This window comes from Burkholderia sp. AU31624 (genome assembly GCF_020420065.1).
GTDB lineage: Bacteria > Pseudomonadota > Gammaproteobacteria > Burkholderiales > Burkholderiaceae > Burkholderia.
In genome coordinates this window covers 759,495-783,294 of the sequence record NZ_JAIZRT010000003.1, presented here as the reverse complement: position 1 = coordinate 783,294, position 23,800 = coordinate 759,495, and the positions used below count along the sequence as shown (strand labels likewise).

Here is a 23,800-nt window from a genome sequence, read left to right as displayed (position 1 = left end):
AAGCGAGAGAGGAAGGTTGAGTCGGCATCGTCTTGGATTCCTGATCGATCGACGGGTTGCGGGCGCGCGATCACGAAATGCGACGAAAGGCGCGATGAACGACGCACGCGTGCGGCGCCGGAACCCAGCATAACAGTGCATGCGCTCATTGACCAAATCGTCTCGGCTTTCGACCTTCATCTCGAAATTGATTGGTTGGCCGAAAAGATGGCGATTCGGACCGTGACTGATTCGTGCGCGTCGTCGTTCGATCTTGTCTGATGGCAAGAGGGGCGGGCGGCAGGGCGTCGAGGGACCGGCGACTAAACCATCGACGAAATCCTTCGACAACCTGTTTGCAACGCGCGCCGTGTTTCCAACGGTGCGCGATTTACATCACGAACAAGATCGAGGGGCGCCATGGTAGCGATCGTCACGGGCAACGGGTTGGGCTTGCAATCGTCATCGGCATTGGGTCTGGGGGCGCGCGGCCAACTGGGTACCGCGTCGTTCGGTCAGGCTCGCGAGCAGGTCTACGTGAACGCGGCGAACGGCAACCTGATGGTTCAGGATCTCGACCTGATGTTGATCGGCCGAGGCGTGAATGGCGCGATACACCGTGCATACAACAGCCAGGGGCGCGTGGCCGCGGATGGCTGGCGTCCGGGCGGGGCACGCACGGTGGGTGAGTTGACCGGCAAGCTCAACGAGGTTGGCAGTACGGTGACGCGAACCGATTGGGACGGCTCGACGATCATCTACGGTTACGACGCGCAGCGGCGGCTCTATGTCGCGACGAGCGGCGTGGGTGCGCGGGCGACGCTGGCGTACGACGCCGGCCTGCGGCAGTGGGACTGGCAGGATGGCGGCAAGCGCGTGGCCGAGCGCTACGATGCCGTGCGCGGCGGGCGCCTGCTTTCGAGCACCGACAGCGATGGCAACCGTGTCGATTACGCCTATGACAGCGCGGGTTTGCTGAGTCGAGTGAGTACCGCGAGCGGCGAGTCGACCTATCTCGATTATGTGGGCGGTCGGCTCGCGCGCTTGCGCACCGTTTATACGGACAGCAACGGCAGCCAGCGCACATCGACCGCGGTGCGTTACGGATACGACACGGCGGGCCGCCTGTCGACGGTGACCGTCGATCTCTCGCCCGACGACAGTAGCATCGCCGACGGCCGGGTATTCACGACGACCTATAGCTACGATGGCAACAGCGACCGAGTGGCGGCGATCGCGCAATCGGATGGCGCCGAGCTGGCATTCACCTACGCGCTGCTGGGCGGCGAATACCGGGTGACGAGCATCGCACAGCGTGCCGACGGCGGCGTCGCGCGCGTGACGCGTCTTGACTACGATCTCGACGCGCGCCGGACGACGATCACCGATCCGCTCGGGGCGGCGACCGTGCTGGCGTATGACGACCGGGGCCGGCTCGTCGAGAGCGTGCCGCCTGCGGGCGGCGTGCAACGGTTTCATTACGATGCAGCCGGCAATGTCGTGAAGGTGGAGGAGGCGGGCGGCGGCGTCGAATATCGCTACGATGCGAACGGCAACCGTGTCTGGCAGCGCGATGCGGCAGGCGTTGTCGTCGAGTGGCGCTATGGCGCGCACAACGAATTGCTCGAGGAGATCACCCGGGTCGGCGAGGGGGGCGGAGAACGCGCCAGTACGACCTACGTGTACGACGCGCGGCGCCATCTCCGGTTCGTCGTCGATGCACAGCAGCGCGTGACCGAATACCGTTACAACGCACTCGGCCAGCAGATTTCGGTTTTGACGTATGCCGGCGCGGGCTATGAGGGAACCGCGTTCGGCGAGATCGAGCTGACCCGCTGGGTCGCCGGCCTGGCTGACAAGAGCGCCGGTACCCGCACCGACACGGCATACGATTTTCGCGGCAACGTTGCGAGCGTCACGCGCTACGGCCGCCTGCTGAAGGATGGCTCGGGTGATGCGCGTGCGGGGGCCGGTGAAGTGACGCAGACCCGCTACGTCTACGATCCGTTCGGACGTTTGCTGCAACGACTTATCGGTGCGCCGGGAAAACAGCAGGTCGAACAGTTCGCTTATGACGGGCTCGGGCGAATGCTGTCGGCGCGCCGTTTCGACGGCACGTTGACGCTCTATCGTTACGACGATGCGCGTCACCAGACCATCGTCACGTTCGCCAACGGCCTCACGCGGACGTCTACGTTCAACGCAGCAGGTGAATTGGTGGCGCTCGCCGAGTCCGCGGCGGACGTGCTGTTGTCTCAGGTCGGCTATACCTACGACGCTGCCGGCAGGCTGCGTATGGAAACCGATGCGGTCGGCCAGCGCTCGCATTATCTGCACGATGCGGCTGGCCGCAAGATCGCGCAGGTCGACGCGGCTGGTGGATTGACCGAATACGTGTACACGCCGGCAGGGCAGGTCGCGCGCACGATCCGCTACGCGACGCCGCTGGCGGCCGCACAGCTGGCAGCGCTAGCGGATGCCGACGGATCGGCCGGCGCTGCCGTGCTCGAGCGTGTGCGTCCCGCGCCGCATGGAGCCGATCAGATCCAATGGCGTGCGTATGACGGTGCGGGCCGGCTTGTGCGCAGCGTGAACGGCGATGGAGCGCTGACCGAGTACCGGTACGACGATGCGGGCCGGTTGTTGCAGGCCCTCCAGTATGCGACGCGCGTCGACGCGAGCAATGGTGATCCGATGGCCGGCGCTGCGCCAGCCGAGTCGGCCGCCGACCGCAGCACGCGCTATTTCTATGACGCTAGCGGCCTGTTGCACGGGCAGATCGACGCGGAAGGCTATCTGACCGAATACCAGTACGACATGGCGGGCCGGCGTATCGCGACGATCCGCTATGCGACCGCCGTTGCGGATGCGAAGCGCGCGTCGGCGTCCGTGCTTGATTTCCGTCCCGCGGAAAGCGCCAACGACGTTCGCGAGCAGGCGAGCTACGATGCGCGTGGCCTGCTGCGCACGGAAATCGACGGCGAAGGGCACTCGACCGTGTACGAGTACGACGAATTCGGCAACGTGGCGCAGCGTATTCGCAGCGAACGAGTGGACCCGGACGCATTGCGCACGCCGCAGACCGTACGACTGACGTTCGAGGCGAGGCTGGAGCGTCCCAAGCTGACTGGCGCGGTGCTCACGGTCCGTGTCGACGGCAGGGACGTCGGCAAGGTGGACGTGATGTCCACGACCGCGCGGCGCTACGCGATCGACGTCGCGGGCGTCATCCCAGCCGACGATCACCGGGTCGAATTCGTCTTCGGCTCGTTCATGGACGATGCGGTGGTCCAGAACGCGATGTTCGGCCATCGACCGTTCGCGCGGACCGGCACGACGCCGAACGGGCGGCCGTCGGGACCGCTCGAGAAGACCCAACGCTATGTGCTCGACGCCGCCGAGACGGTGAAATACTGGCAGGCTGCCTCGACGAAGCAGGAGCGGACCACGTACCGCTACGATGCGATGGGCCGCCTCCTCGAACGGACCACCGGAACGATGCTGGGAGCATCCGCGACACGCTACACGTACGACAGCGAAGGGCGCGTGACGAGCGAGACGACCGGCAGCCGGACACGGCACTACCGCTACGACATACAGGGGCGGCTGGTCGCGCAGTTGTCGGGAGAGGGCGCGGCGGCACTCGCCGCGCTGGGCACCAGGCCGACCGAAGCGCAGGTCGACGCTGTGTGGCAAGCATGGGGAGACCGCTTCGCATATGATGCGGCGGGACGCCGGACCTCGTCGACGGACGCGGAAGGCCGCCGTACCCTCTATTTCTACGATGCGGCTGGACGTACGACCCATCGGATCAATGCGCTCGGCGAGATTGCCGAGCAGCGCTACGATGCGCTCGGCAATCTGACGCAGGCGATTGCCTATGCGCGGCGTATGGAGCGCGACGCGCTCGATCGGTTGAACGGTGGTGTCTTGACCGACGCCGTGCGGCAGGCGGTTTTCGTGCTCGGCGACGACCGGGGGTCGCGCACGACCTTTGCATATGACCGGGCGGGGCGCTTGGTGCGGAGCGTCGACGCACAGGCGTTCGTTACCTGGCGGACCTATAACGCGTTGGGCAACGAGATTGCCACGCGTCAGACGCTGTCAGCGGGCCAGCGGTCGATACGCGCGGTCGACTACGACCGGCTTGGGCGAGCCGTACGGACAACCGTCGATCCGGGCGGCCTGAATATCGTCACGCACGCCGTGTACGACGCCTTCGGGCGCGAGGTCGAAGCGGTCGACGCGAACGGCGTCGTTCGGCGACGCGAATACGATCGCAATGGCAACACGGTCGTGCTGACCGACGGCCTCGGTCGGCAGAGTCGGATGACCTACGATGCGTTCGGCAACGTACTGACGCGCACCGACCGTGCCGGCGCGACGACCCGTTACGGTTATGCACCCGACAAGCGTCAACTCACGGTCTCGATGCCGGACGGGATCGAGACCGTGACGACCTACGATGAATTCGGCCAGACCATCGCAGTGACCGACGGGCGCGGCGTCACGACGAAATTCGCGTACGACAGGGACGGCCGTCTGATCGATACGACTTCGCCGACCGGCGTCACCCGGCAGCGTTACGATCGTGCCGGCCAGTTGATCGAGACAATGGATGGGCGCGGCGTGCGCGCGACCTATCGGTACGATGCGGCGGGACGTGTGATGACACGAACGCTGGATCCGGACGGCCTGAATCTCGTGACGCGCTATGTGTACGATGCGAAGGGTAGTCTGGTCCGGACGACGGAGCCGTCGGGCACCGTGGTGGCGACCGAATACGATCTTAACGGGCGCCGGGTCGCCGTCGTGACCGATGCCGGCGAGGGCCGGCTCAACCTGCGCACTACGTTCGAATACGATGGCGCCGGCAGGGTGCTGACGGTGACGGAGGGGGCGGGTACGGCAGGCGCGCGCTTGACGCGTCACGAATACGACGTGGCGGGCCGCCTGGTCGGCACGGTCGTCGATCCGGACGGGCTCGCGCTGGCGACCACGTATCGCTACGACGGCAATGGCAACGTGATCCGGGTGGTCGATGCGGCGGGCGGGGTCACGCGATACGGTTACGACGCGGAGAATCGGCGGATCTGCGAGGTCGGTCCGACGGGGGCGGTCGTGCTGAGCCGCGTCGATGCGGAAGGACGCGTGGTGGCGCGCACCCAGTACGCGACGACGAATGCCGGATTGCTCGACGACGCCGGCGGCGTGCTGACGGTCGGCAATCTCGAATCGCGCATCGCGGCTTCGCCCGGCCGGGATCGAACGACGCGTCACGTCTACGACCTCAAGGGGCGGGTGCGCTACACGTTCGACGCGCTCGGCGCGTTGACCGAGTTTCGCTATGACGGTAACGGCAATGCCGTGTCGATCGCCCGGCATGGAAAGGTGCTCGATGCGACGCAGCCTGCGACCGAAGCCGCGATAACCGACCAGTTGCGGGGTCTCGGTGTCAATGATTCGCGGAGCGAGAGTCGCGTGACGCGCACTGCCTATGACGCAGCAAACCGGGTCGCATTCGTCATCGATCCGCTGGGTTATGTGACGCAGAATTGCTATGACGTTAACGGCAATCTGCTCGAGCGCGTCAATGCATTGCGCAGCGCATGGCAGGTCATGGCAGGTTTCACCGAGCCAACCGAAAGAGACATGCTCGATTGGGCGGAGACGGAAAGGAGGTTTATCCTGACGCGTGTTGCAAGTTGGCGCTACGACAATGCCGACCGGGTGACCGATAGCATCGACGCGGAAGGCTACCTGACGCGCCACGAATACGACGGTGCCTCGCTTCGGAAGACCATTCGCTACGGTGAGGCGGTGGACGCGCAGCGCGGCATGCCGTTCGGCGCAGCCGAAAAACTTCTGCCCGCCAAACCGGTGGCAGCTGCGACGGCGGTGACGGAATATCGTCACGACGGTGCGGGCCGGGTAACGGGCGTCATCGATGCATCGGGCGTTGCGACGCATTACGTGCTGGATGCGTTCGGTCGCGCGGTGGAAACGATCGCCGCAGTCGGCACGGACCGCCAGGTGTCGACACGCACGACGTTCGACGCGGCGGGGCGCATGACCCGGGAAGTGCGCGCCTTCGGCTCGGCGGTCGCCGCAGCGTTCGCCTATCGATACGACGCGTTCGGCAACGTGATCGCTCGTGTCGATCCGCGTGGCGTCGAGCTCGCGGAATCCGACAGCGACTGGGCGCTTGCGCAGCGCAAGTCGCTCGGCTATGTGGATGAACAGAACCGCGCGCTAGCGGCCGCCGCGTTGACGGCTGCTCAGCGCGACGCGCTGATAGACCGATACGCGACTCGTTACCGCTACGACGCCGTCGGCCGGTTGATCGAGGCCACGGATCCGCTCGGTCATGCGGATCGAACGACCTATGACGCGTTCGGCGATGCAGTCGAGCGCGTGACGAAAGGTGTCGCCGCGAAGCTGTTTTACGACGGTCTCGGCCGCGTCGTCGCGCAGGTGAACCCGGATGGCGCGGTTGTCCGGACCGAATATAGCGCGTCGGGGCAGCCGGTTCGCGTCGCGCGCTTCGAGCGCGGGACGCTCGACTGGTCGGCGCTCGCCGCAAACGGCGATGTATCCGCGGTGTTGCCGGGGTTGCAAGGTGGCCGGCCGGCCGCCGTGACGATGCTCGAATACGACAAGCTCGACCGTCTGGTGAAATCGACCGACGCTGAAGGCGGCGTCGAGTCATACGGATACAACGGGTTCGGCGACCGCATCTTCTATCAGAACAAGATCGGTGCCGTCTTCCAGTATGGGTACGACAATCGCGGCCTGGTGATATCCGAGACGCTGCCCGTTACGTCGAAAGGCCGGACGGTACAGAACTTTCACCTGTACGACGCAGCCGGTCGTCGCACCGCGACGATCGAGGCGGCGGAGTTGGCCGAGCAGCGCATCACGCGTTTCGAATACGATGCACTCGGCCGCCTGATCCGCCAGACGGGCGACAAGTTGACCGTTCGCACGGCGTCGGGCGAAACGCACACGACGGAGCCATTCGAAACCCGCGCGTACGATGCGCGCGGCAATCTGATTCGGCAAACCGGTGCGAACGGCAAGACGACTACCTGGTACTACGACGCGGCAAATCGCAAGACAGCCGAAGTGAGTGCGACCGGCACGCTGACGCAATGGATTTACGACACGGCGGGCAATCCGATTGCGGTGCGGGTGTTCAGTGACCCGGTCGCGCCGACGAACGGCGCGGAACCGCCGGATCCGGTCGATGCGGGCCGCGTTCGAGAGACCCGCTACCGCTACGACGAGAACAATCGGTTGATCGAATCGCGCGTGCTCGGCGTGGCGACCGGGTATTTCGATCCGTCGGCCGGCGAAACGCAGCGCGGCGAGTATTTCATCACGGCCGGCAGTGACCTCGTCACGCGCTATCGCTACGACGGCGCCGGACGCTTGATCGAGCGAACCGATCCGGCCGGTAACCGTACGCTCAGCTTCTACGATCGCATGGGCAACAAGCTGCTCGAAGTCGATGGCGCGGGATACGGAATTCGCTGGGAGCGGGACGCCGAAGGGCGGGTGCTGACGGAGACGCGGTTCGCGTCGCGTTATCCCGATCCGATCGCACCGAATCCGGCGCTGGCCGAAACGCTCGCGGCGAACTGGCCGACGAGCGCTGACGACCGTGTCACGCACTACACATGGGACGGCAACGGACGGCTGACCAGCGAAACGCGGCGAGGCGTCCGCCATGCGGCAGTCGACGGGAACGGGCGACTCGAGGAGCGGATGGCCGACGCGGCTTCGCGCTACGTCTACGATGGCGAGGGTCACCTGCTGCGCAAGACGGATGCGAACGGGAGCCAGTTCGACTTCACGTACGACGCACTCGGTCGGCAGACCAGCCAGACCTTGCCGCAGTTCGTCGATTATTTGAATCGTCAGGTGCGTGCGCGGATTTCGTTCGAATTCGATGGTTTGAATCAGGTCGTCAAGGAGACGAGACATGGCGACGCGGATCAGGTGACGACCTATGCGTACGGTGCGGGCGGCCGGCTCGCGTCGAAGACGAATGCGCTCGGGGTGGTGACGCGGTTCGGCTATGACGCGGTGGGCAACACGGTGCTGGTCAGCTATCTGCGCTCGGATGCGGACGGGCGGCAGCAACTCGATGAAACCGAGATTGCTTACGACGCCGCGCAGCGCGAGACATCGCGGATCACGCGTTCGCGCAATCCGCAAGGCGGTGCGGTGCTGACGAGCGGCGCATTGCGGGAGCAGTACTACAACGCATTCGGCGAGGTTGTCGCGCGTCGGACCGGCGGCGGTGGCGCGAACGGCGAATGGCAGGAGTATGCGGATTACAACAACGCCGGATGGATCGTGCGCTCGAATTTCGGCGACGGCGTGTCGCGGCTGTTCCTTCACGATCGCAACGGCAATGCGACGCTGAAGATCGAGTCGATGCAGACCGATTTGCGCGAGCTCACGATCGAAACGGGGGAAGATATCGAGAAGCTGCTGCAGAAGGTCGACATGATGCAGACCTTTACGCGCTACGACGCGCGTAACCAGGTCATCCAGATTCGCCAGCCGAAGACGTCGGGGAGCGTGCCGCGCATCAGTTTCAGTCCGGTCGACATTCCGATTGATGGCGGGGTGTTTGCGAATACACAGTTGAGCATCAATGGATGGATCGAGAAGCAGAGTCGGCCGGTGGCGGGGCCGGTGCAGCCCAGTGAGTCCGGGTCGATTGTCGGGGGCGGCACGGCTGGCCTGGGCCCTGTATCGCTCGCGTTGAATTGGACCCCGCAGGGTAGGTCGCCACTGAATATGCGCTTCTCCGTCGACTCGATTGATCTGAGACTTCAGGATCTTGCCGGCGAATTCAATCTGGAAGCGCGCGTGTCGTGGGAAATCACGGATGGCAACGGTGCATTTCCGCAGACAGGCACCCTGACGTCGACGATTCCGTCAAAAGGCGGGTTGACGCAGATTCCTCTGGGGCTCAACTTCAATCGTAGACTCAGCGCCGCGAGTCAGTTCAGATACAAGCTGGAAATCTATGCCACGCCTAAAAGTGGCGGCAGCGCGGAATTGGTCGGGTCGACGGATCAGCAAGCGAAGCTCACATGGCCGAATGAGGGCCAGGAGCTGGCGTCGACCAGGACGGCAGAGTCGCTTGTCTTTCTCGGTGTTCCGACGAGCGGGTTGATGCTCCCGCCGCGGGCGATCGTCGGGATGAACTGGGCTGCCAGTTCGCTGGGCGGGCTGGCGACCGCATTCAATGTCAAATCGATCGACTTGGCATTGCCCTATCTCAAGGGGACGTATGGCGCATACGACCTCGAGGCGCGCGTCTCATGGCAGGTAGGCCATTCGGACTATAAGCCTGAAACGGGAAATTTCACGGCAGCGTTGCCGTCTGAGGGCGGTTTTGCATCGATCGAGGTTAACCGAGCGTTCGGTCGTTTCAACAATGACGCGTTCTTCAAATACACATTGGAGCTCTACGCGAAACCGAAGAGCGGGAGTGGAGCACCCGAGTTGATCGGGTCGACTACGCAAACGGTGAAAATGTGGGCCTCTGCTAACGATCACATGGTCCTGACGGAGCGGAAAGACGGCGAAGCATTTTTCGGGCTGAACACCCCGACCAATCAATTGACGGTTGCGCAGCACTCGCTGCCCGAGGGAGCTCGAGGCGCGCTCTACTATCGACCAGCGGGTTCGAACTCGACATTCCGGCAGTTGCCGAAGGCCGCCGGCAGTCAACCCAACTCGTTCAGCGTCGATTCGGGCAGCCTGCCCGCCGGCGATTACGAGATGATCTTCCTGGCTGTTTCGGACGGCAGTGACGGACGTGAGGCCGGCACGTTGCTGCGCCGCGATGGTTATCGCGTTCACATCGAACCCGGTGGGAGCGCTTCCGTGACGTCCGAACCGATTCCCGTCGATCGGGAAAGCAGCCGTCCGGGCTTCCTGGCGGATGCATCGGGCAGCTACATCTGGACTTCACCACAGACCTTGAACCTGTATTCGGCGCGCGATTCCGCGCTGCATCTGGTCGATCATGTCGTCGTGAAGGTTCGACAGCAGGGCGCCGGTGCGTGGAGCGAAGCGCGCACGGTCATGCGCGATCCTGTTACCGGCGCGTTTGCGATCGATCTGTCCGGATACGGCCCTGGCAACTGGGACGTGGAAATCGATCTGTACGACGCGGCCGGCCAGAAGCTGGATGCCGTGCTAGGCTCGGTCGGCTTGCCGGAGGGCGGTGGCGCGCCGTCGCTTTCCACCAACTATCTTGCCGATCTGAAGTCGACGATCGTATTCCATTCGCAACCCGCCGATACCGATTACCTCATGGTGTCGTGGGAGCAGGACGGCGTGACGCGCTACTCGCGCATCACGCGCCTCGGCAATGGCGATTTCGCGTGGGATGTGATGGCGGGAGGCCTGATACCGCGGCCCGGGTCATATACCTACGCGATCAAATACACCGCCTACGACTCGGCCGGCGTGCCGCTGGCGATGGGGGCCGGCGACATCACCGTCGGCTCGCCCGGCAATTCCAGGGTCACGTTGACGGGCAGCCAGCGCCCGAGCCTTTTCGAGTTCAGACCGACTGGAACGGATGGCTTGCCGCTGACGAACGTCGATACGATTACGTTGTACTACCGTCAATCCACGGCGAAGGACCACGCCTACGATCGTCCGTTTACCGAAGTGACGTTGACGCGGGATGCCAAGGGGCGTTTCCTGTTCGACGCGTCGGCGTTGCCGACGCACACGGAATTCGAGTATCGATACCTGGCCAAGGATGCCGGCGGCAATGTCCTGGTCGAGCGTCAGAGCTACCTGCTGACCGGTACGCGAAACAATCCGATTACGAACGTCGACATTGTCGGTGTGATCGAGCAGACCGCGAAGGACATGACGATCGATCGGATGCAGGCGCACAACGCGTTCCAGGAGGTATCGGCCGAACGGGATGGTCGAGGCAACTGGACCTATCTGTCCTACAACACGATGGGGGCCTTGACGCTCAAGCGTGAGCCGACCGTCAAGGTGACGTTGGCGAACGGCGCGCAGGTCGAGCTTGCGCCGGAGACGAAGTTCTACTACGACCTGCTCGGTAATCTCGTCGGCACGCGGGATGCAAACGGCAACCTGTCGACCCGGCAATGGAACCATGGGCAGCAGCAGCCCGCGATCGCGAAATCATGGGACGCGATGGGGTACAGCAAGGTGTTCCAGTACGACGGACTCGGCAATTTGCGTACGTCGACAGACGAGTTGAATCGCAAAACCGAGTATGCGTACGACGCGGAGAATCGTCTCATTGAAAAAGCGAGGCCGGTGCTGACGAATGGTCGACGCAGCATCGAGCGCTTCGAGTACGACGCGTCGGGCAACCGCATCGCCCGCGTCGATGCGCTGGGCGGCCGAGAACGGACCTACTACGACGGCGAAGGCCGAATCGTCCGGACCGTCAGTGCCGCAGGACGAGACGTGCGCTACGACTATCGCTGGGCCAGCACGGTGCGGTCCGTCGGATCGTCGGTGACGGGCGGTTGGGTGAAGACCACCACGGACGCGAACGGCCGGACGATGGTGGACGAGAAGGACCTGTTCGGTCGATTGACGAAGCACACGGATCTCGGCGGTCGCGTATTTCTGTATGCATACAACCGGGCCGGCCTGCTGACGAAGCAAACCGGGTCCAGCGGGCAAGACGTGGACTACACGTACTACTCGCACGGAATGGTGCGTTCGATCGTCGACAACGCGACGAAGACGCAATCGCTCTACGAATACGACGGCGACGGCAATCGGACCGCGGAGTACTTCACGAACTTCGGGGATTCGTACATCTTTGCGCAATCGGCCGTCGAATACGATGCGTTGAATCGCGTCGTGTCGATCAAGGACAACGCGTATCAGGTTGCGTACGAATACGATGCGGTCGGCAATCGCCGGCGGATGCTCGCGACCTATACCGACATGGTCGGATATCACGAGAAGAATCAGGACTACTGGTACGAATACGACGCGCTGAACCGTTTCACGGTGACGATGGGCAGCTTGTCGGGCGAGCGGCCGGTAGATCCGGACGACGCCAGTGTGTCGATCGTGCCGGGCGCGGCCGGAAGCGCGGGCATACGGCTGGGCTACAACGCGGCGGGCGAGCGGGTGCTGGCGGTTTATGCGAAGGACGGCCGCACTGAGCGGTACACGTACGATGCAAATGGCTACCTGGAGACGCAGTCGATCAATGGCGTGGTGGCGCAGGAGCGTACCAATGACCTGCTTGGGCGGGCGATCCGCGTGGTGGAGCGACGCCCGGACAACGGCCAGGTGGTGTCGGATGTCACGCGCGCCTGGGATGCGGACAGCATCCTGTCGTCAGAGCGAGACCGGGTGGCGGGCAACACGACAACCTATACGCGGATGGCGGACGGTACGGTCGCGAGAGTCGACGTGAAGCCGGACGACGCGAAGGGAACTCATAGCGCATTCGTGTACGAATACGAGTGGTGGGACGGCGCGAAGCAATCGAAGATCACGGCGCAAGGGACGAATCCGAACGCACCGGGATGGAGGCCGGCCTCGTCGTGGTTCAACTACGACGTGAACGGCAACCTGAAGTCGACGTACGACGACGGCGGGAACCAGCCGGGCAACGGACGCGCGTTTACGTACTGGACGGACCTGAGAGGGCAGGTTCAGCGGCGAGACGAACTGGTCAACGTGCGAGTGGATGGCAACGGGAGGATCGTCGGGGCGGCGGGGGATCGCAAGCACAACTACTACTACCTGAACGGCACGCGAGTCGGGAACCAGGGCAACGACGGGATTGATCAGGTTGACTACGTGAAGGAACTGGCGGGCAAGCTGCAGAAAGGAGACGATAGCCAGTACAAGGTGTTCACGCCGATGGGGACGGCGGATTTCGACGAAAGCTTCATGACGATCAACGGGGTGTACCCGGGCACGAGTCCAGGCGTGTGGACGGTGCGGGAAGGCGATTCGTTGAGGTCGATCGCGTCGGCGTTGTGGGGGGACGAGACGCTGTGGTACGTGCTGGCGGACGCGAACGGTTTGAAGAGCACGGACGAGCTGAAGGCGGGCCGGTTGCTGACAGTGCCGAACAAGGTGACGAACGTGCACAACACGGCGAGCACGTTCAAGCCGTACGATCCGGGCCGCGCGATCGGGAATACGCAGCCGACGCTGCCGGATCCGCCGCCGCCGAGTCGTGGAGGTGGGTGCGGCGGGTTCCTGCCGGTGATTGCGATCGTGGTGGCGGTGGTGGTGACGGCGGTGACGCTGGGTACGTCCACTCCAGTGACAGGGCCGATGGCGGCGGGGGCAGCGGGAGCAGGAGCAGGAGGGGGGGCGGCAGCGGGGACGGCCGCCGCAGCCACTGCGGCTGGCGCGAGTGCGGCGGCGGGCGCTGCCGCTACGAGCGTCAGCATGGCGGCTGTCGGCACGGGGATTGCAGCGGGAACTGCAGGTGCGCTGGCCGGCCAGTTGGTGATGATAGCGGGTGGCGCACAGCACGGGCTGGATTGGAAAAGCCTGGCGTTGAGTGCGTTGGGCGCGGGCGTGACAGCGGGGGTGGGGAGCGCGTTGGGGGCGGTGAGTTCGGTGCCGTCGGCGATCGCGCAAGGCGCGGCACGATCGGCGGTGACGCAGGGCATTGGCGTGGCGACGGGGTTGCAGCATAGTTTCGACTGGAAGGGCGTGGCGGCGAGCGCGATCGCGTCGGGGGCGGGGTATCAGGCGGGTGCGTTGGCGAATCAGGCTGGAGCGAGCCTGGGTTTCCAGATGGGTTCGGACGGAGGGCGGTTCGCGAGTGGCTTGGTTGCGCGCGCGGCGGCTGGGTCGGCGAGTACAATGGTTCGAGGTGGGAGTCTGGGGCGGAACGTCGGGGCAATTGCGGCGGATGCCGTCGCCAGTACCGTGGGCAATATGGTCGCTGACCGGATGAAGAGTCGGCCGACATCGACCGAGCTGCGCACCCAGCAGGCGATTGAAGCGATGAACGGGCAGATCCTGCCAAGTGGTGTAGGTTCCGCCGGGACGGGTTTCGTACCCGCCAATGCGTCGTACATCCGGTTCGATAACGGCCCGTCAGTAAGCGCCGCAACGGCACTGGCGAATTACGACTTCCCTGCGGGCCTTGAACAAGCGAGGGCGCAGCGCATTGCCGAGCTGCAACTGCTCGCTGATCAACCTCTGGATCAAGGATTCTCCGGGGTACAAGTTCTGATCGAAGGTGTTGGGTCGACCGGCGAACCGATCCCCCAGCCGGCCGCTGAGCTGGGCACGATTCGAAATCTGAACTGGTTCGAGAGCCAGTTGGCCTTCAATCCGGTTGCGCAGGCAGCGCAAGGGTTTGTTGACCAAGGGCTAACGCTCGCGAGCGGTGCATGGAATGTCGTGTCGCATCCCGTGAATACGGTAGCCGCGATCGGCGCGCACTACGCGAACGCGTATGAAGCTGGCAACCTTGGTGGCGCGATTCTGCGCGACGCAAGCGGTATCGCGGCCGGTGCGGTGAAGGGCGCGCTCAGCCCGATTGATGCGCTGTATCGGCAAAACGAGGCGGGCGGAGCTTACCGACTGGGCGGGTCCATGATGGATGCGGCGCTGTCGGTGGCAACCCCCGGTGCCACGAGCGCAGCGATTCGTCTAACCGGAGCTGGACTCGAACGTGGCGCGGCAGTGTTTGGGCCGAATCTAGCCCGCATGTCGGAAAATTTCCTCGCCAGGACGGGCGGGTTGTCGTATGTGGTCGACAATGGTGGTGTTGGGATCAACTACTCAGCCGCAATCGCTCGAATTAAGTCTGAAGGACATGCTCTGGTTCGACATGGCGGGTCTGTAACGGAAAACGATCTATTTGTTCGTGCTACAACCGGTGTTGCGCCTGACGGTTCTGTTGTATTGGATAAAAAATCAGGGTTTGCAATCGTTCCTCCTTCTTCAACAGCGTTTAACTCCGATGCTTTGTTGGCTCGTGCAGACTTGAAAATTCGAGAGGGCTATCTCGATAGAGCCATCGCCTTTTCCCCACCTGGAGCAGAACGTGTCGTTATCGAAGGAGTCAATGTAGGGGCAGCTGTGGGGCGCGGCTTTGATCGAGTGAGCAGGGTGCCTGGCGTTGCGGGACCGCTTCGATATGACGCTGGGCTGTCGCATGCAACGGGTGTCTATCAATACGATGCGTTGTCAGGACTTTGGAAGACCGTAACCATTTATCCGGGGAAGTAAATGTACGAATATGTTGATCACGTTTTGGCGACTTACTTTGGCTCCTCTGCGGAAACGTCTGAGGAAGAGGCAATCTCTTTGTTGTCGGGCAACATAAAAAATAATGATGTTTTCGCGTCTGGGCTGCGTGCGGACGTAGGGAGAGCGTTGCAGGACAGCGGCTACTCATGGAAAGATGTTCTTGAGCAATATGAAGTTGCATTTTTCGACACGGAAGAAGATGCCAGGTCGTATGCAAAGCGAATTCTTTGGGATTCGTTTTTCATCTGATAACGGACGAAGATGCCTAGGGTGCCGTTTACTGGGGTGACTGTCGGTAAATTTTTTCTGGTATTTAATGACAATAAAAGAGGCGGATGAAATGCAGTTGAAGAAATTGATCCCGCTGGGTGTCTCGCTGTTGATTCTGGCGGGCTGTGCCTCGGTGCCGATGGGCGATCCCCAGCGAGATGCGGAGCTGAAGACGTTCAGCGCTCCGCAGGAGAAGGCGGCGATTTACGTGTATCGGAACGAAGGCATGGGCGGGGCCATCAAGATGCCGGTGACGCTCGACGGCAAGATTCTGGGCGACACGGCCGCGAAGACTTACCTGTATAGCGAGGTGGAGCCAGGCCGTCACCAGTTGGTCTCGAAGGCGGAAAACGACTCGACGCTGGACGTAGATACGGTCGCCGGAAAGATCTATTACGTCTGGCAGGAGGTCAAGATGGGGGTGATATACGCTCGCAGCAAACTGCAGCTCGTCGACGACACGACCGGGCAGGACGGGGTGAAGGAATCGAAGCTGGCGGTCCTGAAGTCCGAGCAGACCGAGGCTGCAAAATGACGATCTGCTGTTGCTAGCGGATCGTGTTCGGCTTCGCGAAGAACGAGCGGGCCAACGGGAGCGCGAAGGAGTTGCAGGCGCTGAAGCTGTTGGCGGCGCAGTTGCTGGGCTATGACGCGCGGACGCTGGCGAAGGCGCTGGCCGCGGGCGAGTTATATGAGGTGGAAAGCGATGAGTGACAAACTGCTGAAGGTGCTGCACGAGACGGCGCAGGGTCTGCACGAGGCGGGCGCGATGGACGCGGTGACGCTGCGCGAGTTCGATGCGCTGTGCCTGCCGCCGGTGAAGACGTACAGCGCGGCGCAGATTCGCCGGCTGCGCCAGCGCAGCATGGCGAGCCAGGCGGTGTTCGCGGCATGCCTGAACACGAGCACGTCGACGGTGCAGAAGTGGGAGCAGGGTCAGAAGCATCCGAACGGGCCGTCGCTGAAGCTGTTGAATCTGGTGGATCGTAAGGGCCTGGAAGCCCTGTTCTGAAGTTGTACGGGCGGGCGCGCAATGCGCCCGCTGTTGTTGCACGGGTGCTGGCCCGGCGACGTGCGTCGCAGTCTCCCAGCGAATCCCTTCTGAACCGTGTGTAAAGTGATGAGCGTGGCGTGTCACTGGCCGTCGCTCGTGTGTAGCCGGGTTGTATCCGACGTGTAGCCCGAGCGTATCCCGGCCGTCGTCCAGATGAACCGGACAGGCACGACGGATATGTTTACGGATCGCTGCGCGCTCCGCGAACGTATCGTGTGCCAAAGGGGCCAAGCCCCTTTGCAACCCCGGCAGTGAGCCGGAAAACCGCGTCTAGGGCGAAAATTTACGTCAAGCCTGATGGAATGGCTGGGAGGCTTGTGCTATAAGGGTTTGCGGGCGGCAGAGGCGGGGAAGTGCGTCTAAGGAGGTGTAGGGGCAATTGCGGCGGATGCGGTGGCCAGTACTGTTGGCAATATGGTGGCCAACAGCATGGCCGACCGACCGACGTCGAGTGCGAGCACGCTGTACGGTATTGGTGTTGACGTCAACTCGATGGTGCAGGGCGCGTATCCAGTCGATCCGGCCAAGCAGTTCGCGTGGTCGGCGAACGCACGGCTCCAACCCGAATTTAGCTCGTTCGATTCGACCGCAGCGAGCCTCGGTCTGTCGACGGAGCAGGCGCTGCGCTTGATGGCGTCATCGAGCAGTGCATCGATCATTGATTCGAATGGGCCGACGAGTGCGGTCGCGTATCCGGTGCCGACGCCGTATGTTCCAGCCGTTGAGATTCCCGGCGGGCCGCCGCTCAAATCGATTCCGGTGCTGACGGAAACGGACGGGGGATTCTGGCGTGGGCTCGCAGGTGATCGCCGTAGCGTGTTCGAGACGCCGGCCCCGTTGTCGGAAAAGATCGGGGCGGGGGTTCGAGCTGTGGGCGAGTTCATCGCCGATCCGCTGATCGAACTTGGCAATCAATATCGAGACGTGCACTCCGCAGCGAGCGGAGCGACGGGCGGTTGGCGCAGCGCCTTTGCGCAGCAGGTCTCGGATGGGAGCTACGGTGGAGCCGCGCTGACCGAATTGGGTATGGCGGCCGGAGCGGCACCGATGGCCGGAGCAGCGCTCAAGGGGCTGGCATGGGCCGTGCCGGCGGCTGGGCCGATGATTGATGCGTATGCTGCTAGAACCGGCATGCTGTCTTATGTCGTTGACAATGGTGGAGTGTCCGGAAGCGGCATTAGTGCGTCAGGCGGTCAGTTTGTTGTCGCTCCAACGCGAGAAGCAGTGGGTGCCCTGAAAGATTTTGGTTTGGATGCCACGCAGCGTCGTGCATTCTTCGAGGGCAAACAAGTTATCTTCGAGGACCCGGCCACAATCTATCAAACGGCAACAATATTCCAGCTTGAAAGTAATACGCTTCGCGCAGGGATTTGGGATGTTGTGAGCGACGGTAGTGGGGCAATTCTTAGCTTTGCCAACAGGTCCCGCGCGCTTGGTTCTACGCTTGGCGTTCGTCAATTGGAGCTATTCGGGGCGGATCTCCAGAATGATGCGCTTGCGAATATCTTGGTTCGTAGGGGGTTCACGCCTGGCGAGCCGGTTCTCATTAATTCATTTGGATTCAATAAGTACGTTCCCACCTTGCGCCGACTGGAGGATTTGCAAAAATGAGCGCACCACTTCACCAGGACCCAACGCCATATATCGCGATGAAGGATGCAGGCGCCTCGCCTCAAGACGTGTTTCGCAAAGCTCGGGGCGATGGCTACAAGAACTTTGAGTGCATTGTGCTGATTAGTGGCATCTTTGATATTTCCCTGAACGATGCGCGCGATATGGCGCATGCCATTTACCGCGAAGACAAAGAAGCGGGTTGATCGGGGGTATGGACACTTTTTTGTACTCAACTTTTTATCGATAGCCCATCAACGCCCGCGCAAGCGGGCGTTGTTGTATCTGAGCTCGCTGCGTAAGAAAAGCCTCTCTGCAACGCGTCGCCGCTCGTCGTCATCGAGGCACATTGCACGAATTCCATCGATCGCGCGACGCAGCCGATCGTCCGCAATAGCTCGATGTTCGTCGATCGCGCCGGATCGCAAGCACAATTACTACTACCTGAACGGCACGCGCGTCGGGAACCAGGGTAACGACGGGATTGATCAGGTTGACTATGTGAAGGAACTGGCGGGCAAGCTGCAGAAAGGAGACGATAGCCAGTACAAGGTGTTCACGCCGATGGGGACGGCGGATTTCGACGAAAGCTTCATGACGATCAACGGCGTGTACCCGGGCACGAGTCCAGGCGTGTGGACGGTGCGAGAAGGCGATTCGTTGAAGTCGATCGCGTCGGCGTTGTGGGGGGACGAGACGCTGTGGTACGTGCTGGCGGACGCGAACGGGTTGAAGAGCGCGGACGAGTTGAAGGCGGGGCAGTTGCTGACGGTACCGAACAAGGTGACGAACGTGCACAACACGGCGAGCACGTTCAATCGGGGGCAGCCATTTGTGAGCAGAACGAATTGGAATTTGCGAATGGAAGAAGGGCTCGGGGGAGAACGCATTGCTTGCGCTCAACAAGTCGAGAAGAATCGAACTTGTCCAATGGGATTCTCTGCGTCAACGTATCAGAATTGACAAGTCAGACGAGAAGATGCCATCCCGAGGCGATTCGGAAACGAAAAAGGGGGATATTTGAAAGAATTTCGCTTTGTCGCTTTGTCGCTTTGTCGCTTTGTTTGCGGGTGTTGCCATGCTTGCCGGATGTGCTCGCATGCCGATTAGTCAGCCCTTGGAGCGCGAGGCTCTAACAGTCATGCAACCTGTCGAAGTCCAGATCGGTATCGCGCAGGCCGAACTGTACGCGGCTTTCATCCCGTCTACCGCGGGTGTGACCGCGGCAGCGACCTGCGGTGCGATTCCCGGCGTTGGCATCCTGCTAGCCGCTGTCTGCGGCGGGGCTCTCGGTGCGGTAGACGCCACGACGGATGCTATACGCGCCAAGGCCGCGGAAGACACGGTGGGCCCCCTCAAGGACCAACTGGCTGAACTTAACTTCGACCAGCAGATGCGAAAATCGGTGTCACGAGCGTTCCGGAGGGAGCAAGATGTGCAGGTTGCGCGCATTGAGTTAACTAAGGAGGTCAACGACAAGGCCTATAACGAGCTGTACGTCGCCTCGAAATCAGGCTCGGTGATGTTCGTGAACGTCGACTATCACTTGTCGCCGGATTATTCCGCCTTGCTGCTATCGACACGCAGTCTATTGTTTCCGCGTAGCGTTGAGGCTCGCGCCCTAGCCAAGCTACCACCGACCGTCGAGGCGACGACACCCGACAACGAGCTGGCGGTTGCCCCGAAAAACGCCGTGTACCGGGCCAGCATTACTTATCGCGCCAAGCTGGTGTCTCCTAGCGAAGATGCGGCGCGCAACGTGTCTGCATGGAATGCAGACGATGGTCGCCTGCTGCGAGCAGCCATGGACGACGGCATTGCGCAAATGGGCCGGTTGCTGACCGAAAACCTGCAGCGCAAGCACGAGATCAATGGCAGCGTCACAGAGGTCACTGGGGACAACGGTGTTCTTGTGAGTCTGATCGGGAAGGGCGACGCAGGATCGCTGGTGCGCTATCCCGACGGATCCTTGCAATTTAACGCTAACCTCGAGGTGGCGGTGGCGAACTTCGACGCGGCTCGTCAGACAGAAAGTGTTTCCGCAGGACCGGCACAAGTTACAGCGCCCACTGAGGACTAGGGCGTGTTCATGCTATCGAAGGGCTTCGATGATCAGGGCGAAGTTGATAGCCGTCGCATCGGAATCCGTCAGCAGCGCAAAAAGCAGCCGGTCTTTCTCAATAATTTTCGCGATTTGACCAAATGCAAGACGACAACCAGAACCCGCCGCCCCCTACCCGGCCAGCTACCACGCCGGCCATGTCATCAGTCGACATTCCCGGCGGAAAGCGAACCGACTTCCCGAACGGCAGCCACGTTGTCGAGGGGCCCGCGGGTGACAAATACCTCGTTTCCGAGGCAGGCGACATCAGTGCGACCATACCAGCGATCCGGCAAGTGCAGATCGACGACATCGCGCTGGTCCTGCAACATGAGATCACGCACGTACACCGGACGACATCCCATACATTGCATTTCGTCGGGGGCGGAGTCTTTTCCTACCTGCATCATCACGACGGCTCAGGCATGTCAATCGAGGCAAATTGCATCGAGTTCCGGACGCTACCCAGGGGGGTGATCGCTGTACATGGCACGGCGCGAAACACGGCGATACACGAAGAGACGAATCGAAAGAGCTAAGGTAAGGGGGCATACCTCGGTCTCACCGCTTTTCCGGCCGATGCCCGAGCTCATGTATCACGTCGCCGAGCAGCGCCGACGTTTGCACGTCGTCCATTATCCCCTTCCAAACCCACTCCACCATTTCCTGAAACTCCGGCTCATTGCCGAGCGTCGCGCCGAATTCATGTCTCAGCACGACGTTGATGGCTATGCGCTCCAACAGGGCCTGATCGTCGACGCCGGCGGTGCGCAACGCGTCGATTCTTTCGCGCAGCAGCGCGCCCAAATCCGGGCCGGCCACGCGTGCTGCCACCGGCGCGTTGTCGTGCGTGGGTGCGCGACTCGCCTCCGCGCTCACCTGGCGCCGCGTCCGGTCGATGACTTGCTGCCGTAGCAGCGCCAACACCTGATTGAGCGTTGAAACAGGATCCATGCGTGCTCCGATGATGATTAATGTCGGGTACGAGACGCCAGATATCCGGCCAAAAGCAGATGACCGTCTTCCGCGTCGGCGGTGGCATCCCGTTTTAAGGCGTCGATGTGCGCAACGATGCTCGCTATGTAGGGGTTGATGCCCGGATAGCGCTCGTTCACCGCGATTCCCTGCTTTAACCAATCGAGTGCCACATCGAACCGATCGTCGCACAGCGCGAGCAATCCGGTTTTGAACAACTGCAGCTCTTCGTACTCGGACTGTTCTGAGTCGAGCGCCTCCCAGCGAACCGTCGCATTCTGTACGTGTCCGTCAAGCAAGTCGACGAAACCCAACATGAAGTGCGCGATAGCGAAATCCGGTGCGAGTGCGACTGTCCGAGCGAAATCGACGCGTGCTTCGGCGCGACGCTGTTCCCCGGCGTAGATCGACCCGCGCAAGAACCAGAGTCGATGATCGTCGGGCCAGTGCGTGAGCGCGGCGCTGAGTAGTTCCAGCGCTTCGCTGCCTGGCCTGTCGACGATGCGGACGATCTCGTCCATCGTATCGTCGTCGCACAACATGGCGCGGGGTTCATTGCGATTCATCGACCTCTCCTATCCGATTAGATGCATGTACTCTGCTTCGCCGAGCCGCTCGCGCAGCTCCGCCAGCGCAGTGCGATGCAATTGCGAGATCCGGCCTTTGCTGCCGCCGAGAATGTCGGCGATCTGCTCGAATGCGAGGCCGTGAAAATAGTGATACTGAATGATCTTGCGCGCGCGTTCAGGCAGATGCCGGACTGCGTCTACCAGTCGCGCTTTCGTCTGGCGCCACGCAATACCGTGATAGGCCGCGCCAGGCAGCGTCGGATCGCCCGCTGGCGCGTCATCCGCCGTCGGTGCGATGAGGCCCGTGCCGTCCAGCATGAATCCGATCGCCAGCCCGGCCGCCAGCGTGCCGAGCGCCTGCAACGCATCGCGGCCCGGGCGTGTCGCTCGATCGCCGTCGGTTTGAAGCGACGCGACCCGTTCCCTGCGCACGCGTCGGGAGAACGAAATCTGCTCCTGCCCGTCGGTCAGTTTCTCGACGCCGGTCAGGATCGCGCCTCGCACGCGCGTCGTGCAAAACGTCTCGAAAGTCACGCCGCGTGCAGGATCGAAGCGATCGATCGATTCGAGCAGGCCGATGCAGGCCAGCTGAACGAAATCCTTGAACTCGACGTCATCGCGATGTCGTCCCGCATACAGTCGAGCCGCGATCGCGCGTGCGTAGGGCAGGTAATGCGCAAATACGGCTTCTCGGGCCCCTGGGCTGTGCTCGACCGCCCACCTCCGCCACAGCCCCGTTTCGTGAGCGTTGCCGGCGTCGTCCACCGACGGCGTGTCCGGGTTCCACGCGCCCTCCTGCGTCATCTGAACCCTCCGAGCACCCCTCGCATCACGAGCCCCCAGCCGTCGATCAGAACGAACATCAGGATCTTGAGTGGTAGCGAGATGGTCGCAGGCGGCACCATCAGCATGCCGAGCGACAACAGGACGGTCGATACCACGAGGTCCAGCAACAGAAACGGCAACAGCACGACGAAGCCGATCTGGAATGCGACGCGCAGCTCGTTCAGGATGAAGGCCGGCGTGAGTTGCAGCAGCCCTACCTCGTCGGCCGACGCAGGTAACGGCTTGCGGGACAGTTCGTACATCAACCGCAGTTCGTCGTCGCGCACCTGGCGCAGCATGAAATCGCGCAACGGTGCTGCGCCAAGTTCCAGCGCGCGATCGACGGCGATGCGGCCGTCCATGAATGGCTGCAGCGCGTCGCGATGCAGGGTTTCGAACGTGGGCATCATCACGAAGGCGGTCAGGAATAGTGCGAGGCTGATCAGCACGGGCGTCGGCGGAGTTTCGAGCATCCCGAACGCATGCCGGATCATCGACAGCACGATGACGATCCGGATGAATGCCGTCATCGAGACAACGAGGGCCGGACCGATGCTGAGCAGCGTCAACAGCACCGCGATGCGCACGGCTTCCGACGTGCCGTTCCGATCGAGCGCGAAGGGGGCGCCGTGCGGCGGCGCGACGGCGACCGCGGCGGCGGTTGCGGTCCCGTGCATCGCGAGCCCGCCGATCAGCGCAGCGGCTACCAGCAGGCCCAGCATGCATGACGGCACGGAGCGCCGGCGCGAGTCGGGCAGGAGGCTTCCGGTCATGATGTCGCCTCCGACGACGGATGCGCATGCGCATCGAGCAGCGAGACGCCGTTCGCGTGAAGGACGAGGAGCACGCGCCGCTCGTCGTATTCGATCAGATGAAGTGTCGCGCGCGGAGCAAGGCGTGCGGTCTCGACGATCGTCAGCCTTTTCCGGGTCGATTGCGTGCCGCGCCTTCCCGGAAACGAACCTCCGTATCGACGCAACGCCAGCATGACGACGATGCCGAGCACCACGCAGACGAGAAGCGCACCGCCGATTCGATAGAGGTCGATACCGTCGCCGAGTGCCGGCAAACGTGCGAGCGAATAGGTCGCGTCGGCGCCGGTGCTGGTGTCGGATGCGATCGACGCCGGCGGTGGTT

15 protein-coding genes are annotated in these 23,800 nt (G+C 62.5%); 10 read left to right on the top strand and 5 right to left on the bottom strand.

All coding sequences use genetic code 11. The features are described from left to right. Positions 1 to 399 precede the first annotated feature (399 nt). From LGM89_RS13920 to LGM89_RS13875, 10 genes are all read left to right on the top strand, one after another. A complete protein-coding gene (locus LGM89_RS13920; RefSeq protein WP_226273242.1) occupies positions 400 to 15,237 on the top strand; it encodes a LysM peptidoglycan-binding domain-containing protein in 14,838 nt (4,945 codons plus the stop codon). Beyond that, positions 15,238 to 15,507, top strand: coding sequence for a hypothetical protein (locus LGM89_RS13915; RefSeq protein ID WP_226273241.1), 270 nt, complete (start codon positions 15,238 to 15,240; stop codon positions 15,505 to 15,507). It begins immediately after the preceding gene. Positions 15,508 to 15,598: 91 nt separating this feature from the next. Further along, complete coding sequence (locus tag LGM89_RS13910) at positions 15,599 to 16,063, top strand: DUF2846 domain-containing protein (protein WP_226273240.1); 465 nt, start codon at positions 15,599 to 15,601, stop codon at positions 16,061 to 16,063. Positions 16,064 to 16,086: 23 nt separating this feature from the next. Further along, positions 16,087 to 16,242: a type II toxin-antitoxin system RelE/ParE family toxin gene (locus tag LGM89_RS13905; RefSeq protein WP_226273239.1), complete on the top strand. Its 156-nt coding sequence runs from the start codon at positions 16,087 to 16,089 to the stop codon at positions 16,240 to 16,242. Continuing rightward, positions 16,235 to 16,540, top strand: coding sequence for a helix-turn-helix domain-containing protein (locus LGM89_RS13900; RefSeq protein ID WP_226273238.1), 306 nt, complete (start codon positions 16,235 to 16,237; stop codon positions 16,538 to 16,540). The genes LGM89_RS13905 and LGM89_RS13900 overlap by 8 nt, the downstream gene beginning before the upstream one ends. A gap of 435 nt (positions 16,541 to 16,975) precedes the next feature. Then, the gene (locus LGM89_RS13895; protein ID WP_226273237.1) at positions 16,976 to 18,193 is read left to right on the top strand and encodes a hypothetical protein; all 1,218 of its coding nucleotides are present in this window, start codon (positions 16,976 to 16,978) and stop codon (positions 18,191 to 18,193) included. Beyond that, entirely contained in the window at positions 18,190 to 18,399 is a 210-nt protein-coding gene (locus LGM89_RS13890; RefSeq protein WP_226273236.1) for a hypothetical protein, read from the top strand. The genes LGM89_RS13895 and LGM89_RS13890 overlap by 4 nt, the downstream gene beginning before the upstream one ends. Next, the gene (locus LGM89_RS13885; protein ID WP_226273235.1) at positions 18,365 to 19,156 is read left to right on the top strand and encodes a LysM peptidoglycan-binding domain-containing protein; all 792 of its coding nucleotides are present in this window, start codon (positions 18,365 to 18,367) and stop codon (positions 19,154 to 19,156) included. The genes LGM89_RS13890 and LGM89_RS13885 overlap by 35 nt, the downstream gene beginning before the upstream one ends. Positions 19,157 to 19,334: 178 nt before the next feature. Beyond that, entirely contained in the window at positions 19,335 to 20,273 is a 939-nt protein-coding gene (locus LGM89_RS13880; RefSeq protein ID WP_226273234.1) for a hypothetical protein, read from the top strand. A 122-nt stretch (positions 20,274 to 20,395) separates the two neighbouring features. After that, complete coding sequence (locus LGM89_RS13875) at positions 20,396 to 20,833, top strand: hypothetical protein (protein ID WP_226273233.1); 438 nt, start codon at positions 20,396 to 20,398, stop codon at positions 20,831 to 20,833. Positions 20,834 to 20,855: 22 nt separating this feature from the next. Here LGM89_RS13875 and LGM89_RS13870 read toward each other — a convergent pair whose 3' ends face one another. The 5 genes from LGM89_RS13870 to LGM89_RS13850 are packed head-to-tail and all read right to left on the bottom strand — an operon-like array spanning position 20,856 to position 23,732. Next, positions 20,856 to 21,248 (bottom strand): hypothetical protein, encoded by a 393-nt coding sequence (locus tag LGM89_RS13870; protein WP_226273232.1) that lies wholly within the window; start codon positions 21,246 to 21,248, stop codon positions 20,856 to 20,858. A 17-nt stretch (positions 21,249 to 21,265) separates the two neighbouring features. After that, positions 21,266 to 21,835, bottom strand: coding sequence for a tetratricopeptide repeat protein (locus LGM89_RS13865; protein WP_226273231.1), 570 nt, complete (start codon positions 21,833 to 21,835; stop codon positions 21,266 to 21,268). Between the two features lie 9 nt (positions 21,836 to 21,844). Then, positions 21,845 to 22,642 carry a sigma-70 family RNA polymerase sigma factor gene (locus LGM89_RS13860; RefSeq protein WP_226273230.1) on the bottom strand — a complete coding sequence of 266 codons (798 nt, stop codon included), beginning with the start codon at positions 22,640 to 22,642 and terminating at the stop codon, positions 21,845 to 21,847. Then, positions 22,639 to 23,385 (bottom strand): flagellar type III secretion system pore protein FliP, encoded by a 747-nt coding sequence (fliP, locus tag LGM89_RS13855; RefSeq protein ID WP_226273229.1) that lies wholly within the window; start codon positions 23,383 to 23,385, stop codon positions 22,639 to 22,641. Before fliP ends, LGM89_RS13860 begins: the two co-directional genes overlap by 4 nt. A gap of 47 nt (positions 23,386 to 23,432) precedes the next feature. Beyond that, complete coding sequence (locus LGM89_RS13850) at positions 23,433 to 23,732, bottom strand: flagellar biosynthetic protein FliO (RefSeq protein WP_226273228.1); 300 nt, start codon at positions 23,730 to 23,732, stop codon at positions 23,433 to 23,435. Positions 23,733 to 23,800 lie beyond the last annotated feature (68 nt).